Origin of the sequence: Streptomyces sp. JW3 (genome assembly GCF_052216785.1) — a bacterium.
GTDB lineage: Bacteria > Actinomycetota > Actinomycetes > Streptomycetales > Streptomycetaceae > Streptomyces.
The window spans coordinates 97,221-112,970 of sequence record NZ_JBQOUX010000004.1; the positions used below are offsets into that span (position 1 = coordinate 97,221).

At 71.9% G+C, this 15,750-nt stretch carries 18 protein-coding genes and 3 pseudogenes; 10 read left to right on the plus strand and 11 right to left on the minus strand.

What is annotated here, in order from left to right; genetic code table 11:
• Positions 1–40: 40 nt before the first annotated feature.
• The gene (locus ACTT8P_RS03360) at positions 41–535 is read left to right on the plus strand and encodes a hypothetical protein (RefSeq protein WP_442829992.1); all 495 of its coding nucleotides are present in this window, start codon (positions 41–43) and stop codon (positions 533–535) included.
• A gap of 13 nt (positions 536–548) precedes the next feature.
• On the opposite strand, the gene ACTT8P_RS03365 is transcribed toward ACTT8P_RS03360, so the two are convergent.
• Complete coding sequence (locus ACTT8P_RS03365; RefSeq protein ID WP_442829993.1) at positions 549–848, minus strand: DUF6087 family protein; 300 nt, start codon at positions 846–848, stop codon at positions 549–551.
• Positions 849–861: 13 nt separating this feature from the next.
• Positions 862–2,229, minus strand: a complete 1,368-nt coding sequence (locus ACTT8P_RS03370; RefSeq protein WP_442829994.1) for a Tat pathway signal protein — start codon at positions 2,227–2,229, stop codon at positions 862–864.
• Between the two features lie 157 nt (positions 2,230–2,386).
• Here ACTT8P_RS03370 and ACTT8P_RS03375 point away from each other — a divergent pair, with 157 nt between their 5' ends.
• From ACTT8P_RS03375 to tgmC, 3 genes are read left to right on the plus strand one after another with little or no spacing between them, the layout of a single operon-like run.
• Positions 2,387–2,659: a putative ATP-grasp-modified RiPP gene (locus ACTT8P_RS03375; protein ID WP_442829995.1), complete on the plus strand. Its 273-nt coding sequence runs from the start codon at positions 2,387–2,389 to the stop codon at positions 2,657–2,659.
• Between the two features lie 3 nt (positions 2,660–2,662).
• Positions 2,663–3,649, plus strand: a complete 987-nt coding sequence (gene tgmB, locus ACTT8P_RS03380; protein ID WP_442829996.1) for an ATP-grasp ribosomal peptide maturase — start codon at positions 2,663–2,665, stop codon at positions 3,647–3,649.
• On the plus strand, positions 3,646–4,842 hold the full coding sequence (tgmC, locus tag ACTT8P_RS03385) for an ATP-grasp peptide maturase system methyltransferase (protein WP_442829997.1): 1,197 nt from the start codon (positions 3,646–3,648) through the stop codon (positions 4,840–4,842). The genes tgmB and tgmC overlap by 4 nt, the downstream gene beginning before the upstream one ends.
• 68 nt (positions 4,843–4,910) lie before the next feature.
• Here tgmC and ACTT8P_RS03390 read toward each other — a convergent pair whose 3' ends face one another.
• The 3 genes from ACTT8P_RS03390 to ACTT8P_RS03400 all read right to left on the minus strand — a co-directional run bounded on the left by ACTT8P_RS03390 (position 4,911) and on the right by ACTT8P_RS03400 (position 6,452).
• Entirely contained in the window at positions 4,911–5,108 is a 198-nt protein-coding gene (locus ACTT8P_RS03390; protein ID WP_442829998.1) for a hypothetical protein, read from the minus strand.
• Between the two features lie 74 nt (positions 5,109–5,182).
• Entirely contained in the window at positions 5,183–5,707 is a 525-nt protein-coding gene (locus ACTT8P_RS03395) for an AAA family ATPase (protein WP_442829999.1), read from the minus strand.
• Between the two features lie 220 nt (positions 5,708–5,927).
• Positions 5,928–6,452, minus strand: a complete 525-nt coding sequence (locus ACTT8P_RS03400) for a hypothetical protein (protein WP_442830000.1) — start codon at positions 6,450–6,452, stop codon at positions 5,928–5,930.
• A gap of 364 nt (positions 6,453–6,816) precedes the next feature.
• Between ACTT8P_RS03400 and ACTT8P_RS03405 the strand changes: the two genes are divergently transcribed.
• Positions 6,817–7,365, plus strand: a complete 549-nt coding sequence (locus ACTT8P_RS03405; RefSeq protein ID WP_442830001.1) for a DUF4262 domain-containing protein — start codon at positions 6,817–6,819, stop codon at positions 7,363–7,365.
• Positions 7,366–7,406: 41 nt separating this feature from the next.
• Here the strand turns inward: ACTT8P_RS03405 and ACTT8P_RS03410 are convergent, their stop codons facing one another.
• Both ACTT8P_RS03410 and ACTT8P_RS03415 read right to left on the minus strand, forming a co-directional pair.
• Complete coding sequence (locus ACTT8P_RS03410) at positions 7,407–8,261, minus strand: transposase (protein ID WP_442830002.1); 855 nt, start codon at positions 8,259–8,261, stop codon at positions 7,407–7,409.
• A 122-nt stretch (positions 8,262–8,383) separates the two neighbouring features.
• Positions 8,384–8,557 (minus strand): annotated as a pseudogene (locus ACTT8P_RS03415) (transposase); the annotation flags it as partial.
• Between the two features lie 163 nt (positions 8,558–8,720).
• On the opposite strand from ACTT8P_RS03415, the gene ACTT8P_RS03420 reads away from it, so the two are divergent.
• The 3 genes and pseudogenes from ACTT8P_RS03420 (at position 8,721) to ACTT8P_RS03430 (ending at position 10,523) form a co-directional block, all read left to right on the plus strand.
• Entirely contained in the window at positions 8,721–9,068 is a 348-nt protein-coding gene (locus ACTT8P_RS03420) for a hypothetical protein (protein ID WP_442830003.1), read from the plus strand.
• Between the two features lie 40 nt (positions 9,069–9,108).
• Positions 9,109–9,660: pseudogene (locus tag ACTT8P_RS03425) on the plus strand (transposase family protein); the annotation flags it as partial.
• The gene (locus tag ACTT8P_RS03430; protein WP_442830004.1) at positions 9,657–10,523 is read left to right on the plus strand and encodes a Gfo/Idh/MocA family protein; all 867 of its coding nucleotides are present in this window, start codon (positions 9,657–9,659) and stop codon (positions 10,521–10,523) included. The pseudogene ACTT8P_RS03425 and the gene ACTT8P_RS03430, both read left to right, overlap by 4 nt.
• A gap of 20 nt (positions 10,524–10,543) precedes the next feature.
• On the opposite strand, the gene ACTT8P_RS03435 is transcribed toward ACTT8P_RS03430, so the two are convergent.
• Positions 10,544–11,080 (minus strand): hypothetical protein, encoded by a 537-nt coding sequence (locus tag ACTT8P_RS03435; RefSeq protein WP_442830005.1) that lies wholly within the window; start codon positions 11,078–11,080, stop codon positions 10,544–10,546.
• Positions 11,081–11,457: 377 nt separating this feature from the next.
• Between ACTT8P_RS03435 and ACTT8P_RS03440 the strand changes: the two genes are divergently transcribed.
• Together ACTT8P_RS03440 and ACTT8P_RS03445 are read left to right on the plus strand one after the other, a co-directional pair.
• A complete protein-coding gene (locus tag ACTT8P_RS03440; protein WP_442830006.1) occupies positions 11,458–12,666 on the plus strand; it encodes a glycoside hydrolase family 64 protein in 1,209 nt (402 codons plus the stop codon).
• Positions 12,667–12,767: 101 nt separating this feature from the next.
• Complete coding sequence (locus tag ACTT8P_RS03445; RefSeq protein ID WP_442830007.1) at positions 12,768–12,989, plus strand: hypothetical protein; 222 nt, start codon at positions 12,768–12,770, stop codon at positions 12,987–12,989.
• A 28-nt stretch (positions 12,990–13,017) separates the two neighbouring features.
• Here the strand turns inward: ACTT8P_RS03445 and ACTT8P_RS03450 are convergent, their stop codons facing one another.
• From ACTT8P_RS03450 to ACTT8P_RS03460, 3 genes and pseudogenes are all read right to left on the minus strand, one after another.
• Positions 13,018–13,485 (minus strand): DUF5709 domain-containing protein, encoded by a 468-nt coding sequence (locus ACTT8P_RS03450; RefSeq protein ID WP_442830008.1) that lies wholly within the window; start codon positions 13,483–13,485, stop codon positions 13,018–13,020.
• 126 nt (positions 13,486–13,611) lie between these two features.
• A pseudogene (locus ACTT8P_RS03455) lies at positions 13,612–13,977 on the minus strand (proteasome subunit beta); the annotation flags it as partial.
• A 206-nt stretch (positions 13,978–14,183) separates the two neighbouring features.
• On the minus strand, positions 14,184–15,680 hold the full coding sequence (locus ACTT8P_RS03460) for a hypothetical protein (RefSeq protein WP_442830009.1): 1,497 nt from the start codon (positions 15,678–15,680) through the stop codon (positions 14,184–14,186).
• Positions 15,681–15,750: the final 70 nt, after the last annotated feature.

Sequence of the window (15,750 nt, forward strand, 5' to 3'; positions counted from 1 at the left end):
GGCGTTGTCAGCGTGATGCTGTGCCGTGAGGGTGAGAGGCATGACGAACACCGACAAGCCGACTCGTCCGCCCCGGCCAGTCCCGTATGTGATGGACGAGGAACAGGCCGGATTGCTCGCCCGTCTCTCCGAGGACTACGCCGACGCCGTGCAGGAGATCCAGGACCGTACGCCGCATGCGTCGGTCGTCGCGCTGCTGCACGCGGTCCATGCCCATCAGGCACAACGAGTGTTCGCCTGTGACCCGCGTTGGCGTGAGACCGCAGGCATCACGGAAGTACCCGAGGACCGTGCGGACGACGTCGCTGCCGCGCTCGCGCTGCTCCAGGTTGCCCGCGACGACCTGGAGGGCCTGGAGGGCGCCCTGCTGCTGGCCGCCCGTACGGCCAGTACGCGCACGGGCAAGCCGTTGTTGACGTTCAAGAAGATCGCTGCGGCGCTCGGCGTCGAGTCCGAGCAGGCCGCCCAGGGCCGCTACCGCCGCAAGGTCGGCAACCTCAACGGCACCGATTCCGGACTCGACGGCACACCGTAGGGGCGCGACCGGGTCAGGCGGCGGACTCTCCGTTGTTGCCGCTGGCCGTCTGCTCGTTCACCCACCGCTGGGCCTCCGCGAGGTTCGCGGCAGTGCCCGCAGGCGCGTACGCAAAGCCGTTCCACTCCTCCAGGGCCCGCGCCTCGTCGGGCTGGAGGTGACCGCCGCCGCCGTGGAGCGGGCAGTGCCGGCGCCAGACATCGAGCGGCGGGCGGCGCCGCTTGTTGTACGCCGCGAGCGGGTCGCCGTCGTCGGTGCGCGGGATCGCGCGGGACGGCTGGTTCGGCGGTCCGGGTCGGGAGTGCTTGCCCATGCGCTTGATGGTCTCAGGCGGCGACCGTGGTCGGCCGGGCCGCGGCGAGATCCGCCGCGCGCGTGCGGACCTCGTCCACCTCGGTGGTCCGGTACGGGCGGGCGGCGTCCAGCAGCGTGTTGAGCCGGGAGGCCACGAGCGTGGAGTCGACGCGGGTGGCGTCGGTAAGCGCCTGGTGGGCCGCGGCGGCGCCCTGCTCCGGTTCGTTCTCCATGAACAACGCGGCGGCCAGGCCGATGCGGTCCATGACCTTCACCCGCTCGAAGCCGGGCCTGCGCAGCCGCAGGGCGTCGGTGAAGTACACGCTGGCGGGCTGGCGGTCGCCGTGGAGTCGGACGAGGTCGCGGGCGGAAACCGCGCGGGCGCCGGCGTGCTCGGCGGCGTCGAAGTACGCCACCCATTCCGGCACCTCTCCCAGACCGCCGGCGACCAGCTCGTCAGCGGCGCCAAGGTGCCGCTCGGCACCTTGCTCGTCGCTGAGGGCGGCGTGCACCCGTCCGGTCTGGGAGGCGACCAGCGCCTTCGTCGCAGGGATCGTCGCCTTCTTCCCGGCGACGCTGAGGAGACCGAGGGCGTCCTGGGGATGCCCGAGGTAGATCATCTGGTGGGACATGCGGGTGACGATCTCCACCCCGCGGTCGGGCTGCCCGGCCTCGGAGGCCGCGTAGATGCCGTACGACCAGTACCGCTGGGCGGTGGCGTACCGGCCGCAGTCGTGGCTGACCCACCCTGCCAAAGCGGCGAGGTCGGCGGTCGCCGCGAACACCCGGGCCTTCAGCGGGGCGGGGACGCCGTCCTGGATGCGGCGGGCGACTTCGGCGAGCGGGGCGACGATCGCGGAGCGGTACAGGCCGCCGCCCTTGGAGGCGTCGGCCTTCGTGAAGAAGGTGGTCACCTCCTCCAGCGCGGTGGTGGTGTCCGCGTCGAAGCCCTTGCTGGCGCGGTTCAGCCGGCGGGCGGTGCCGCCCAGCATCCGCTCGGCCGCGAGGATCAGCGGGGCGCCGAGGGCGAGCTTGAGGGTGTCGCGGCGGTCGAGGAAGAGGTCCATCTGGGTCCATCCGGCCAGGGTCGGTGCGGCTGCCTCGGTCAGCAGCGGGAGCTGGATGCTATCCAGGGTGGGCCCCGCGGCCGTCAGGCCGAGATCACCGGGCGTGAGCGGTTGGCCGACCGCATCGGAGACCACCGCGGCAAGCAGGGCGGGAACCGGTGGGCGGGGGCATTCGCCGTCGATCCAGCGGCGGATGCGGGTGGCGTCCGGGGCGATCTGCCGGTGACCTTGGCGGATGGCCTCGGCGGCGATCCGGCGGGCGATCTCGCCGTGGGACAGGCCGGTGGCCGCGATCCACAGCGCGAGATGCGGGTTGCTCGATCTGCTGGGCACCGGTGCCTCACCCTCCCCGACTCCCTGTCACGGAGCGTGGCAGTTTCGCCACGGTTCGCGGCACCTACGGTACTGGTCAGGGCTCTGGCCGGGGGCGGATTCTGCTCAGGCGGTGGCCGCCCGGCTATCCGCATGAGGCAAGGGGAAGGACGAACGCATGGCGACGCTTGCACCCCCGGCTCAGGCTCCGTGGGCGATGCGGCTGGTCACCGACCGGCTGCCCGTCGGCCCGCCGTCGTACGCGGCGGTGACGCTCGACGCGTCGACGCAGACCGCCCGCTACACCGATGCCGTCGGCCAGGTGGTGGAGATGGGCAAGCACGGCACCAGCAAGACCACCGGCACCGCGTCGATGTCCGGCGGCGGCGACGGGCAGAACCCGCAGCCGCAGACCCAGGACGACAACACCACCGACTACGAGTCGGACTGACCGATGGCCTCCACCGTCCTGGTCGTCACCGCGCTGGAAGACGTCACCGCGGACCGCGTCATCGCCGCGCTGAACGAGCGCGAGGTGCCCGTCGTCCGCGTCGACCCGGCCGACATCGGCTCCGGCCTGGCCTTCGGCGCCCGCATCGGCGCCGGGGCGCCGGCCTGGTCCGGGCGGCTGGTCACCGGCAGCCGGGAGGTGGAGCTGGGGGAGGTGGCGGCGGTGTACTACCGCCGCCCCACCCCCTACGCCGCCCGCTACCAGCACCTGCCCGCCCAGCAGCGCGACTTCGCCACCGCCGAGGCCCGCCACGGGCTCGGCGGGGTGCTCAACCACCTGCACGGCGCCCGCTACGTCAACCACCCCGGCGCGGTCACCGCCGCAGATTTCAAGCCCGCCCAGCTCCAGACTGCTGCCCAGCTCGGGTTGGCCATCCCGCCGACGCTGATTACCAACGACGTCGAGGCGGCCCGCAAGTTCGCCGCCGAACACGGCCCCGTCATCTACAAGACGTTCCGCGGCCTGCCCCGCGACGAGGACGGGCGCACCGGCGCGATCTGGACCCAGCGCGTCGATGCGGACACCTTCGACGACTCGCTCGCGGTGACCGTCCACCTGTTCCAGGCGGAGATCCCCAAGACCGGCGACGTCCGCGTGACCGTGGTCGGCCGCCGTATCTTCGCCCAGCAGATCGCCGCACCGGACGGTGCGCTGGACTGGCGCCGCGGCGACTGGGACCAGCTCCTGCACGCCCCCATCACGGTGCCGGCCCCCGTCGAGGCGGCGCTGCACAACTACCTGGCGGAGTTCTCCCTGGTCTTCGGCTGCTTCGACTTCGCCCTGACCGGTGACGGCGACGCGGCGCAGGACTGGGTGTTCATCGAGTGCAACCCCAACGGCCAGTGGGGCTGGCTGCCCGACGCCGGCGACATCACGACCGCGTTCGCCGACATCCTGAGCACGAGCACGGAAGGAGGCGGAGCACGATGATGCCCGCCGACCTGGAGACCGACGCCGAGCGGCTGCGCGAGGCGATGACCAAGGCCCTCGCCGCCGACGGCGTCCTTGCTGATCCCGGCTGGCGGGCGGTCGTCGAGACGGTGCCCCGACACCGGTTCGTGCCGGGCTTCTACCTGCCCGCCGACGAGCGCGACGGGCAGGGGCTGACGGTGTGGGAGCCGGTCACCGCCGAAGCCGACTATGGCCGCTGGCTGGCCGCCGCGTACTCCGACACGACGCTGATCACGCAGTTCGACGGCGACGAACCGGACTGGAAGCAGCCCGCCGTGCGGCACGGCGGGGCGCCGACCTCGTCGTCCACGCTGCCGTCGCTCGTCGTACGGATGTGGACGGACGCGGACGTGCAGGAGGGGCACACGGTGCTGGAGATCGGCACCGGCACCGGCTACTCCACCGCCCTCGCCTGCGAACGCCTCGGCTCCGCCGACGTCACCAGCATCGAGGTCGACCCGCACCGGTTGGAGCAGGCCGCGAGCGCGCTGTATGCCTGCGGGTACACGCCGACGCTGGCGGTGGCGGACGGGCTGTACGGCTACTGGCCCGAGGTGAAGTTCGACCGCATCGTGGCCGCCTGCTCCTTCCGCGCCGTCCCTGCGGCCCTTCTTGCCCAGGCGAGGCCGGGTGGGAAGATTCTGCTCACCCTGTCGGGCTGGCTGTACGGCTACGCCCGGGTCCTGCTCACCGTGGCCAAGGACGGCACCGCCGAGGGGCAGCTGCTTCCCGGCACGGTGTCGTTCATGTCCGCCCGCACTCACGCGGCGCCGGCGTTCGGCAACCCCGCCCACTGGGCCGCGGGCCTTCCGGAGGAGGGCCGGGCGGCCCGGCACTCCCCGGAGCGGATCACCGCCGGGACCGAGGAGGCGTTCCACCTGCGGTTCCTCGCCCAGTGCGCCGCCCCGGACGCGCAGATGACGACCGTGGGCGAGACGGTGCACCTGGTCGACGTCGTCACCGGCTCCGCAGCCACCCTCACCCCCGTCGAAGGCCGGTGGGAGGTGCGCGAGGGCGGCCCCGTGCGGCTGTGGGAGCGGATCGAGCGCGTGCTGTCCGCGTACGACGAGGCGGGCCGGCCCGGGCCTCAGACGTTCACCCTGCACGTCTACGACGGCGGGCAGCACCTGCGCCACCCGCACATGCCCGGCCTGCCTCTACCGAGGCCCTGACGGGCCCGCTAGTCTCCGGGCGCCCGGACGGAGGGATGTGACGGACCTCCGGCCGGGCGCCCGGCCGTTCAGCCCTGGCGGGGTGCGGGCTTCGCATCGCCGCACTCGGCGGCCAGGGCCTCGGCTCCGGCCCGGGCCGCCGCGGCGCGGTCCTCGGCGTCCTGGGCGAGGTAGCGGGAGGACTCATCTCCGGTGGCGTCCACGAGCCGGTGAAGCAGCTGCGCCCGCCGCTCCAGGTAGGTGGTCCTGTAGGTGGGAGCTGGCAACGCTTTCGGAGCGCACGGCGGCTGGCCCCATGCTCCCGCGCCAGTACTGGGCCGCACCAAGGTCGGCCGGACAGTCACGCGAGTGACGGCCACCGATGGGCGGCCCACTCCAGCCATCCTGACCATCCAGGAGGCGGATCTCCAACCTCATGTCCGTCGAGTTCCGTGGCGTCGGGCTCCTCGAACAGTGTCCTCCAGTGCAGGAGATCCGTCTCGTTCATCGCGAAGGTCTGATCAGGGGTGGTCGACTGACGATGAGCGACCCGAGCACGTTGGGTCTCATGGTCCACCGGCACATACACAAGCTGACAGGATGCGCCCACAGACATCACCAACCAGCGGATCGCGGACCTCTCGTCACGAGACCAGCATCCGAAATCCAGGACCACGTTGATTCCCAGCCTCAGCGCCTCCAGACCAAGCCAGAGCAGCCGTCCTTCCAGCACATCGCGCTTCCCCTCCGGCTGCGGATCGCCGAACAGCGGGATCATCCACTCATCCGGCGTCAGCCGCAGCGCGCTGTGCTCCATGGCCAGCTGCCGAGCTCTCGTGGTCTTCCCGGCACCTGGCAGGCCGACTGTCAGGAACAACGTCGTCACACCCAGATCGTGTCGCGAAGGCCAAGTGGAGGAAGACTGCGCTTTCTGCCGAGATCACCGGGCCACGGCGCAGCCCAGCAGCGCGATGACGTCCAGTGGCGGTGACGCACGCCTCCCAGGTTCTTTCCGGTGGTTCAGGGGTCGTAGGTGCTGGTGGGCCGATGCCTTGTGGTGTGGCTGATCATGGCTTGAGCCATAGGCGGATCACTGAGGAGCGACGTCAGTCAGCGGCGCCTGGTGTGGGGACGTAGGGTTCGATCTCGCGCCATGGCGGCGGTCCTCCCAGCTGCCGGCTGATGGGCTGCTGGGATCCGTCGAGGGAGCTGCGGGCCGCGTTGACGAAGGCGAGCTGTCCGGATGCGAGTTCCGCCATGATCCGCTGCAGGTTGTCACGGTTCTTCGGGCCGCGGTCGGCGACCAGGAGCGCGAAGCGGCCGATCGCATCGGCCAGGTCGCCGGCGGCATTCGCAACGTCGGGGGTGGCGACCAGGCTGAGTGAGGTCAAGGCGGCGTTGAACGGTGGCCAGTTGGCGTTGTTGGGCCGGTCGTCGAGGTATGCCTCACGCAACTCGATCTCGACCGCCGTGAACTCCTGGAGGAAGGCTCCGTAGGCGGCTGTCTGGGTGTCGCGCAGCCATTGCTGGTTCTGGTTGCGGCGGCCAACGAAGCCGCCCACCACGATGCCGATGATGGTTGCGACGGCACCAACGCTCGTGGACACCAGAACATCCCAGGGGACGGCCAACCCAGTTTCCTCCTTCAGCGCGGCCGCGGCTTCTTCCGCGGCTCTGGCCAGACCGGCTCCAACGCGGCTTGCACCGTGCGGAATCCGACTCCGTACTCATGCATCAAGGCCCGGTACGACATCCCTGCCCGGGCGTCACGACGGATCGCCGCGTACAAGTCGACCTTGGACTTCGGTGGCGCCATCGCAGCCTCATCCCGCAGAGCACGTCCATGCTCCCACCGCAAGCCCTCAAGCGTTGCCAGAACTCGGTTCTGGCACAGATCTTGGGGAGCGGTCGCTGAGGGTGACGATGTCGTTCGATTGAACGGGTGGTCACGAGCCCGGCTGACCGACTCAAGCACTCACCTCGTAGCCTCCGCGTATGACTGCTGATCCGTTCCAGTGCCGCTGCGTCCTCTGTCATGACTACGGCGACCGGGACGAAGCGGACCGCATGGATCTGACGATCATCGGGAATGTGCAGCGGCACGGATGGCACGTCGTGATGGTTCCCGAGGACGACATCGGTCCTGGATTCGCCTACACGATCGGCCTCGCACATACTCACGGCGCCCCTGAACTCGCCATGTTTGGACTCGACATCCACGCCATGCACCGCATGCTCAACAGAGTCGGCGAGAAGTCCGCTGCGGGCGCCGTACTGGCTGATGGCCAGAGACACCCTGATGTTGTCGACGGTCACCACGTCGCGCTTAGAAACGTTGACCTCCGCTGGTACCGGACCTTCTTCGGGCAGGCCATCGGGTTCTACCGGCGGCCTCCTTTCCCTGTGCTGCAAGTCGCGTGGCCCGACGCTGATGACCGCTTTCACTGGGAAGAACAGGCCGAGGAACGGCATCGGGAGTCGCAGCCTCAGTTGTGGCTGCCGCCGAGTGAGCACCCTGTCGGGATCTGGACTACCGAACTCTGACCTCTAGCGTGCCGACCAGCGACAGACCGCCGTCGCGACAGCTACTGAAGCAAGATCAGTTTGCGGAGCAGTTTGAATCCGGCTCGGCCGTAGAGCTGCCTCTTGATCTTCTTGATGCGGTTGACGGCGCCCTCGATGCTGCCCGAGTTCCAGTCCAGGGTGAGCCCGGCTGTCACGGCGTCGAAGTCTCGGTGCAAGTGCAGTGCGAAGCCGGTGAGGCCGGGTAGCTGGCTGGCGTCGACTGCGTCGATCCAGGTGGGGAGTGTCGAGCCGAGGCGGTCGGTGAGTATCTCGCCGAAGCCACGGCCATGTCCGGCGACCTTGTCCAGTTCGGGGCAACGGGCCAGGACCTCCTTCAGGCCGGCCCGGTCTTCCTCGGTCAGGGCCGTGGGGTGCCGGGTTAGCCAGCCGGTCACCTGCCGCACCGACGGTGGCCGCGGTGCCGCGCCGGCCGGGGTCCTGCGGAGAGTCGCGATGTGGGCGCGGGCCATCTGGTAGGTGACGGGCGCGTTGGCGGCAATGAGTCCGCCGTGCAGTCGGGTGACACTGGTGCATCCCTCGGCGAATCGCCGCTCCAGGTAGGGCTTGTAGGGGTCCAGCCTGCTGGATCGGGGCCGGTTCTCTCGGAAGGTGTCCTGCCAGCGTGCGGCGTTCGCGTACCGGAGCACGGTGTTGAGACCCCAGCCCAGGTGCCGGGCAATCGCCCGGCGTGAGTGGCCTTGGGCGAGGAGCTCGTGGACCAGGGCGTGTGCTGCCTTCTTCCGGTCGGCCCGCCGGCCGACAGGCGCCGAGTCGTCCTGCGGCCGACCAGGGTCGGGGCGGGTCGCGCCTGGCAGCGTGCCGGTGGGCGGCCGGGTGCGCAGGCAGTCGCGGTGGGCGGCGACGCAGGTCTCCACGGCCCGGCCGAGGCCCTGCCACAGATGGAACCGGTCGGCGACCTGCAGAGCGTCGGGGTACCGCGGCGGGAGCCCTCGGCGTAGGCGCCGGCTCGGTCCCGGCAGATGATCTGCACGCCTGGGTGCTGGATCAGCCAGGCGGCCAGTGGCCCGGCTTCGCGGGTCGGGAGCACATCGACCACACGATGGTCTTCGACGCTGGTCAAGACGGTGGAGTAGGTCTGGCCGCGGCGGATCGCGAAGTCGTCCACGCCCAGCACCCGGGGCGTGCTGAACTGCGGATCGTGCAGCGCCATGACCCTGCGCAATAACGACGTTGTGCGCGATTGAGGTTGGGCGTCCGTAGCGGAGGATGCCCCTATGCATGCTCTTTTCGATCAACCCGAAGTCCGTCGGGTCTCGCGAGGCGAGTACCCCTTGTGGGACGAGGCTCTCGCGGTCCTTAACCAGGACTTGGCCGTGACTCTTCCTGAGCAGGGACCTCTGCAACTGCTGGCCCAGCCTTCCTACGAGGCGGGCGAGCCGGAGTGTGTCTACGTTGCCCTGGCCAACGGCGAGTGGCACGGCAGTCATCTGTACCCAAAGACGGCAGAAGACTCTGCTCATGCCTTGGCGATCGTCGCCGACGCCGCGCAGGAAACCGTCGCTGAGCGTCTGTGGCAGGCGTGGCCCCTGTGTGTCGAACACAACCTGGGCATGCATACGCGCGAGGTGGAGGGGCTGCTCTCCTGGTGGTGCGCCGGGAGGCGGTCGGGGGGCGGTCTGGGCCACATCTGTGCGGCCGTGGGCGCGCTCGACACCTTCTGAGCGCCGTGACGTGAAGGGGGCTGTCGGGTTGGATGTTGATGTGACGCAATACCTTGGTCGCACGGCCTTGTCCCATCCCGTCTTCACCGGCCTTCAGCCCCGTCGACTCGGTGCGCTGGTCGGCGAGTTGGCTCATGCGTGGATGGCCTCTGAGGAGTGCCGACTACACAACCGCAGGGGTCGCGGCCGTCTGCGAGCCGCCGGGGCCGGTCCGAACCATCAGTTGGTGTTCACCGACCGGATCATCGTCACCCTGGTCGTCCTGCGGTTACAGCTTCCTCATGCAGCCCTGGCTGTGCTCTACGGCGTGGACCGCTCCACGATCACCCGCGCCGTCCATGAGATCCGTCCGCTGTTGGCTGCCCGGGGCTTCGCTGTGCCAGGACGCCTCGACCTGCGGCTTCGCACGTTGGAGGACGTTTTCGCCTACGCGGCGGCCGAAGGCGTGGAACTGAGGTTGGACGGCACCGAAATCCGGGTGCGCCGCCCCGGGGCGAACAGGCCAGGACGGCGCGCGTTCGTCTCGGGGAAGATGCGGCAGAACACCAAGAAGGCCACCGTCGTCACCGACGAGCAGGGCCGCACCCTTTGGGCTGGCCCGGTCCCTGGGCCCAGTCGGCACACGCTCCGGCCCTGCACCGGCACGCCGGCCTCGAGTTCGCCGGGGTGTGGGGCCGCCGGCCGGTGGCGGCCGGGGAACTGGCGGACCGGTACGGCACCCGGGCCTACGACGACGTGGACGCCCCGCTGGCGGACGTGGACGCGGTGGCCGTGGCGCTGCCCCCGTCGGTCCAGGCCCACCTGGCGGTGCGCGCGGCGCGGGCGGGCCGCCATCTGCTGCTGGACAAGCCGCTGGCCACCACCGTGGCGCAGGGCCGGGCCGTGGCCGAGGCGGTGCGCGCGGCGCGGGTGGCCTCGGTGGTGTTCTTCACCGTCCGCTTCCGGCCGGAGACCGAGGCGTGGATCGACGTCCAGGCCGGCCGGGGCGGCTGGTTCACCGCGCGGGCGCAGTGGCTCGGCGCGGTGTTCACCGGCGACAGCCCGTTCGCCGCGTCACCGTGGCGGCGGGAGAAGGGAGCGCTGTGGGACGTCGGTCCGCACGCGCTGTCGGTGCTGCTGCCGGTCCTCGGTGACGTCCGGCGGGTGGCGGCGGCCGCGCCCGGCCCCGGGGACACCGTGCAGGTCGTCCTGGACCACGCCGGCGGCGCGTCCAGTGTGCTGACGCTCAGTCTGACGGCTCCGCCCGCGGCGGCCGGCGCCACGGTGGAACTGCGCGGTGCCGCCGGGGTGACGCCGCTGCCGCCGAGCGCGGACGACGGGGCGGTGCCCGCGCTGCTGCGGGCCGGGGACGCGCTGCTGGACGCCGTACGGACGGGCCGGCCGCATCCGTGCGACGCCGCGTTCGGCCTGCGGGTGACGGAGATTCTGGCGGAGGCCGAGGCACTGCTGGCCTGACGCGGGCGGGTGGCGCCGGGTCAGCCCTCGTCGGACCTGGTCAGCGCTTCGGTGATCAGCCGGGTGGCGAAGTCCGGGTCCTCGGTGATGCGGTTGATGTGCTCCGCGAGCAGGAAGGCGGTGGCCTCCAACGGCGTCATCTCGTCCTCGGTCCAGTACCCGTACTGCTTGCGCCAGAGGCTGGGGCTCAGGCCGGTGCCGGCGGCGATGACCAGGCCGGCCATGGTCGGGATGGTCTCCGGGGGGACGCTCTTGGGCATCATCCGCATCGTGGCCACCAGGTTGGGCACGACGTACTCGATGACGTCCTTGCCGTGGTCCTCGTGGGCCATCCGCAGCCATCTCATGAACATGTAGATGAGAGTGCAGGCGCCGTCGAGCACGTCGTCAACCCCGCCGGGTCCCAGCGACGCGGCGAACTGGTCGATCAGTTCCTGCTGTTCGGGATCGGTGGCGGTCTTGCCGTCGTGGATGCTCTTGAGCCGCGAGTCGATCATCATGAGGGCCGCGCCCACATCGCCGGCGGGAGCGTGCGCGGGGTCGCAGGGCGATGACACGGGGAGCCTCCTCGGGCGAACACGGTGGGTGACGCGGCTTGTTCGTAGCGTAGACGGCCCGCTGGGCGGATGTCCGGCGAATCCGGGCGAAGGTGAACGGGCCCACCGGTGTTCGAGGAGTGCGCGAGGAGCGGGCCGGTGGCGCCGGGCGCGGTCGCCGGGGCCGCCCCGGACCCGCGGCCGGTCGGGTTAAGCGGCCCTTAAACGCCGGTTAAGGCGGTCCCGGGAGGCATCCGGTATCCCCAACTCCGCACAGGATCAACCGATTTGGCGCACGCTCGGACCGTTGGCCACGCCAGTCTCCGTGCGTACCATCGGCCGCGTTCTGAGAGCGCTCTCACGCGCCGCACCACGCACGTCCTCAGGAGGCCCCCCACATGACCGCTCGTCATCAGCGTCCGCTCGGCCGCCGCAAGCTGCTCGTCGCGCTCGGCGGAGCGGCGGTGGCCGCGCCCGCCATCGCCGCGATCGCCCCGCACGCCCTCGCCGACAACGGCACGGACACCTCGGGGGCCGCGACGAAGGCCGCGGGCACCCTGCCGCTGACGGTCGTCAACGAGACCGGCTCCTTCGGCGACACCGACGTCCACCTGTACGTCGTGGGCAACCTGGACGGCAAGCAGGTACGGCTCACCGCGGACGGGACGCTCGCCCCGGTCGCCCTGTCCGACAACGGCGCCGACGGCTACACCGACTACGCGATCAGCCTGTCCGGCAGCGGCGCGACCCAGCTGTCCCTGCCGTACATGTCCGGCCGCATCTACGTGGCGCTCGGCGAGAAGCTGAAGTTCAAGGCGGTCACCGACGGCGCCGGCAACGCCGCGCTCCAGTACCCGGCCGGCTGGGTGTCGTCCGACCCCAACTACGGGGTGCTGCACGACTGCGCGGAGTTCACGTACAACGCCTCCGGCATGTTCTGCAACACCACCATGGTGGACATGTTCAGCGTGCCGATGGCCATCCGGCTGACCGGCGCGAAGGACCAGACGGCCGGCACCGTGAAGGCGGGCGGCCGGGCGGCGGCGTTCGAGGCGGTCCGGCAGGTGCCGGAGTTCGCGCCGCTGGTCGTCGACGACACCCGGATCATCGCCCCCGGGCACGGGCTGGACGCCGGACTGTTCGCCAAGGACTACTTCGCCCCGTACATCGACGAGGTGTGGAGCACCTACACCGGCAAGGACCTCACGGTCACCACCAACGCGGGGACCTTCACCGGCCGGGTGCGCGGGGAGCAGTTCACCTTCAGCGGTCCGGCGTCGGTCTCCTTCGCCAAGCCGTCCACCCGGGACGTGCTGTTCTGCGACGGCGCCCTGGCCGCGCCGAACGACGGCACCACCGGCCCGGTCGCCGCGATCCTCGGCGCCGGCTTCAACCGCTCCACCCTGCTGTCCTCGGCCGCCCAGCCGACCACCGACCCGGCCGCGTTCTACGGCACCGAACTCACCAACCACTACGCCAAGGCGATGCACGCGGCCACCGAGGACGGCAAGGCGTACGGCTTCGCCTTCGACGACGTCGCCGACTTCGCCTCCTACATCCAGGACACCGCGCCGACCGGGATACGGCTGACCCTCACCGCCTTCTGAGGCGCCCCGGCTCCTCGGGGACGTTACGGTGATACCGGGAGATTCGGGACCGGGACACCGGGACCGAGCCAGCGATCCGGACCCCGAGGAGCGTATCGATCATGTCGACACCACAGCCCGACGCCGCCCGGCCGTCCGGGGCCGGCCCGGACGAGGACCGCGTCACCCCGGACGGTCTGCTGCACGCCCGCACCGGCACCGACGTGTCGCCCGAGGACCTGGTCCTGGCGGCCGGCCGGGACCTGACCGAGGAGAACCTGGAATGGGCCCGGCGCAAGCTGGCCGCCGAGGGCCCGGCGGCGCTGGACAAGCTGCTGCCCTGACTGTCGTGCGGGGGTCGTCCAGGGGCGTCTAGGGGGCCGTGTCGTCGTCCACCACGTGCACGGCGGCCTCCTCCGCGCCGGCCGCGCCGCCGTCGATGCCGACGTCCTCGGCGACGGTCTCCTTGGTGGTGTCGGTGCGCACGCCCTCGTCGGGGGCGACCAGCCGGCCGGCCCGGTCCGTGCCCGCCTGAGGGTCGACCGGCTCGCCCTCGCCGTCGGTCCGGTCGCCGACGCCGTCACCGGCCGGCGGGGTGACGTCCGGGACCTCCTGGGCGAGCCGTTCGTCCAGGGTCTCGCCGTCGTGCTGCTCGGCGGCGGTGGTGCCCACCTTGTCGACGCCGAGTGGTTTCTCCGGCGGGGAGTAGCCCTCGTCGAGGGTGTCGTCGTAGGTGCGCTCGTCGACTGCGTCCTCCATGTCCAGCGGCGCGGCGTCCTCCTGCTCCTCGTTGCCGCCGGTGGGCTGGTAGACGTCGTCGGCCATCGGGTCGGTGCCCATCGCCGCCTCCTTCTCGCTCGCGCTGCGCCGCCTGGGGCGTCTCGGTCTGCTTTCGCGTTTCCCGTCCCGCGATCTTTAACCTCGACGGCCCCGGGGGGCCTGCTCCCGGCCCCGCGCGCGAACGGCTCAGAGCGCGGCCCGGGGCCCGTCCGGCCGGTGCCGCCGCTGCTCCACCGTCGCCCGGCTCAGCTCCTCGGTCCCGGCCGCCGGGAGCCGCTCGAAACCGGCCTCGGTGATGACCGAGACCACGGGGTGGATCCCCCGGCCGAGGTCCGGGCCGCCGGTCGCGGAGTCCTCGTCGGCGGCGTCCCACAGGGCGTGCAGCGCGGCCGGCACCGCCTCGCGCCGGGGCAGGTCCGCGCGGTGGAGTCTCTTCAGGGCGCCCCGGGCGTAGGGGGAGCCGGAGCCCTCGGCGTGGAAGGCGTGCTTCTCGTAGCGGCCGCCGGCGACGTCGTAGGAGAAGATCCGGCCGCGGCCGCCGCCGGGCGCGCTCGCTGAAGGACGACGTGCCCGGGGCGAAGAATCCCGTCACCGGCCTGCCGTCCGGCTCGGCGCTCGTCATGCCGCTCCTCCTTCGCCCGTGCACCGACAACCCGTGTCCCGACAACCGGTGTCCCGACAACCGGTGTCCTACCTGATGCCGCCGGCCGGGAAACCCGTCCGGCGGCCGGTGCCTTCCGTCCCCGGAGCCCGCTCCCTCAGCCGGTGCCGTCCGCCCCCGGCCGTGGCGCGACCAGGACCCGCAGGTCACCGACGCGGTACGGGGTCCAGGTGCGGGCGTAGCCGGGGGCCCTGCCGCCGGGGACGGTGAGCGCGGCGGCCGGGACGCGCCGGGCGGTGCGCTCGATCTCGGCGGGGGTGGTGTTCTCGTTGTGTCCGGCGGTGTTGCCCGAGGAGCAGCCGGTGTAGTAGCCGAGCGGGATCGCCTCGTGGCCGGTGAGCAGGCAGGGCGGGCGGACGCCGAGGCCGTGCAGCGCGTCCGCCGCGCGGGCCCAGTCCTGGCGGTCCCGGGTGGTGCGGTCGACGGTGCGGTCCAGTACGGCGTACTGCGCGGCGAGGTGGCCGGCCAGGGCGAGGGCGACCAGGGCGGCCGGTACCGGGCGCCACCGGCCGCCGGGGGCGCGCACCAGGTGCCGCAGGGCGTCGGCGACCGGGAGGGCGAGCAGGGCGTAGGCGGGCTGGAGGAAGCGGGGTGCCGCGTAGCCGATGCCGAACAGGTAGGGCAGGGCGACGGTCGCCGCGCAGGCCAGCGGGAGCAGGGTGCGGGCGGTGCGGCCGGCCCGGACCGCGACCGCCAGGCCGAGGGCGGCGAGCAGCGGCAGGGCGAACCACCACAGGGTCACCGCGGGGTGCGGGAACGCCCCGGTGCACGGGCGGCACAGGGCGCGGCCGCCCAGGCTGCGGAGCTGGTCGTCGACGGCGATCGCCCAGCCGAGGCCGCCTTGGATGCGGGACGCCTCGTGCAGCCGTTCGGCGAGGCCGCCGTACCGGGCGTACGCCTCGATCACCCACTCCGCTCCCCCGGCGGCGAGACCGCCGACGAGGGCGAGCAGCAGCCGGGCGTGGCGCCGCCACAGGGCGACGGCCAGCAGCGGCAGGCTCGCGTAGACGGCGTCGGCCGGGCGCATCCAGGCCATCAGCGCGGCGCCCGCCAGCACGCCGCACAGCGCGGCCCGCGCCGGGTGGCCGGCGCGGACCCGCAGGAAGCAGCCGACGCAGATCAGGGCGCCGACGGCGACCCAGTAGTTGGGCATGGCCTGGGGACCGTAGAAGAGAGTCACCCACAGGGTGGCGAAGAGGGCGCCGGCGGCGGCCAGCACCCCGGTCGGGAACAGGCCGCGCCAGGCCCGCAGGGCCAGGAAGAGGCCGAGGCCGGAGAGGGCGGCGAGGTACGCGCGGAGGAGTTCGGTGGAGGACGACCAGGCGGCGACGGGCGCGGCCAGCAGGGCGGGGCCGCGGGCGCGGGGGGCGCTGAAGAACGCGGCCGGGGTGTGTCCGGTGACCTGGCTGACGTAGACGATCTCGTCCCAGCCCAGGCCCAGGCCGGGGCGGACGAGGAGCAGTTGGGCCAGGGTGAAGGCGGCGGCGACGGCGGCGAGCGGGCGGAGGTCCGCCGCGCGCCCCGGCAGGCCGGCCGCCGGCGCCCGGCCGTCCCGTCGCCCTCCGGTCAGGACGGCGTGCGCGCTGTCGGCCATGTCCACCCCTTCGTGAAGGCATCCGGAACCCCGGGCGAACCCCGGGCGAACGGAGTCAAACTAACCCGGG

What these genes read in the sequence shown, in the direction of transcription:
- tgmC (WP_442829997.1), top strand. Translation starts at nt 3,646, where the DNA reads ATGATGCCCGCCGACCTGGAGACCGACGCCGAGCGGCTGCGCGAGGCG.
- ACTT8P_RS03450 (WP_442830008.1), bottom strand. Translation starts at nt 13,485, where the DNA reads ATGGGCACCGACCCGATGGCCGACGACGTCTACCAGCCCACCGGCGGC.
- ACTT8P_RS03365 (WP_442829993.1), bottom strand. Translation starts at nt 848, where the DNA reads ATGGGCAAGCACTCCCGACCCGGACCGCCGAACCAGCCGTCCCGCGCG.
- ACTT8P_RS03440 (WP_442830006.1), top strand. Translation starts at nt 11,458, where the DNA reads ATGACCGCTCGTCATCAGCGTCCGCTCGGCCGCCGCAAGCTGCTCGTC.
- ACTT8P_RS03375 (WP_442829995.1), top strand. Translation starts at nt 2,387, where the DNA reads ATGGCGACGCTTGCACCCCCGGCTCAGGCTCCGTGGGCGATGCGGCTG.
- ACTT8P_RS03445 (WP_442830007.1), top strand. Translation starts at nt 12,768, where the DNA reads ATGTCGACACCACAGCCCGACGCCGCCCGGCCGTCCGGGGCCGGCCCG.
- ACTT8P_RS03405 (WP_442830001.1), top strand. Translation starts at nt 6,817, where the DNA reads ATGACTGCTGATCCGTTCCAGTGCCGCTGCGTCCTCTGTCATGACTAC.
- ACTT8P_RS03360 (WP_442829992.1), top strand. Translation starts at nt 41, where the DNA reads ATGACGAACACCGACAAGCCGACTCGTCCGCCCCGGCCAGTCCCGTAT.
- ACTT8P_RS03460 (WP_442830009.1), bottom strand. Translation starts at nt 15,680, where the DNA reads ATGGCCGACAGCGCGCACGCCGTCCTGACCGGAGGGCGACGGGACGGC.
- tgmB (WP_442829996.1), top strand. Translation starts at nt 2,663, where the DNA reads ATGGCCTCCACCGTCCTGGTCGTCACCGCGCTGGAAGACGTCACCGCG.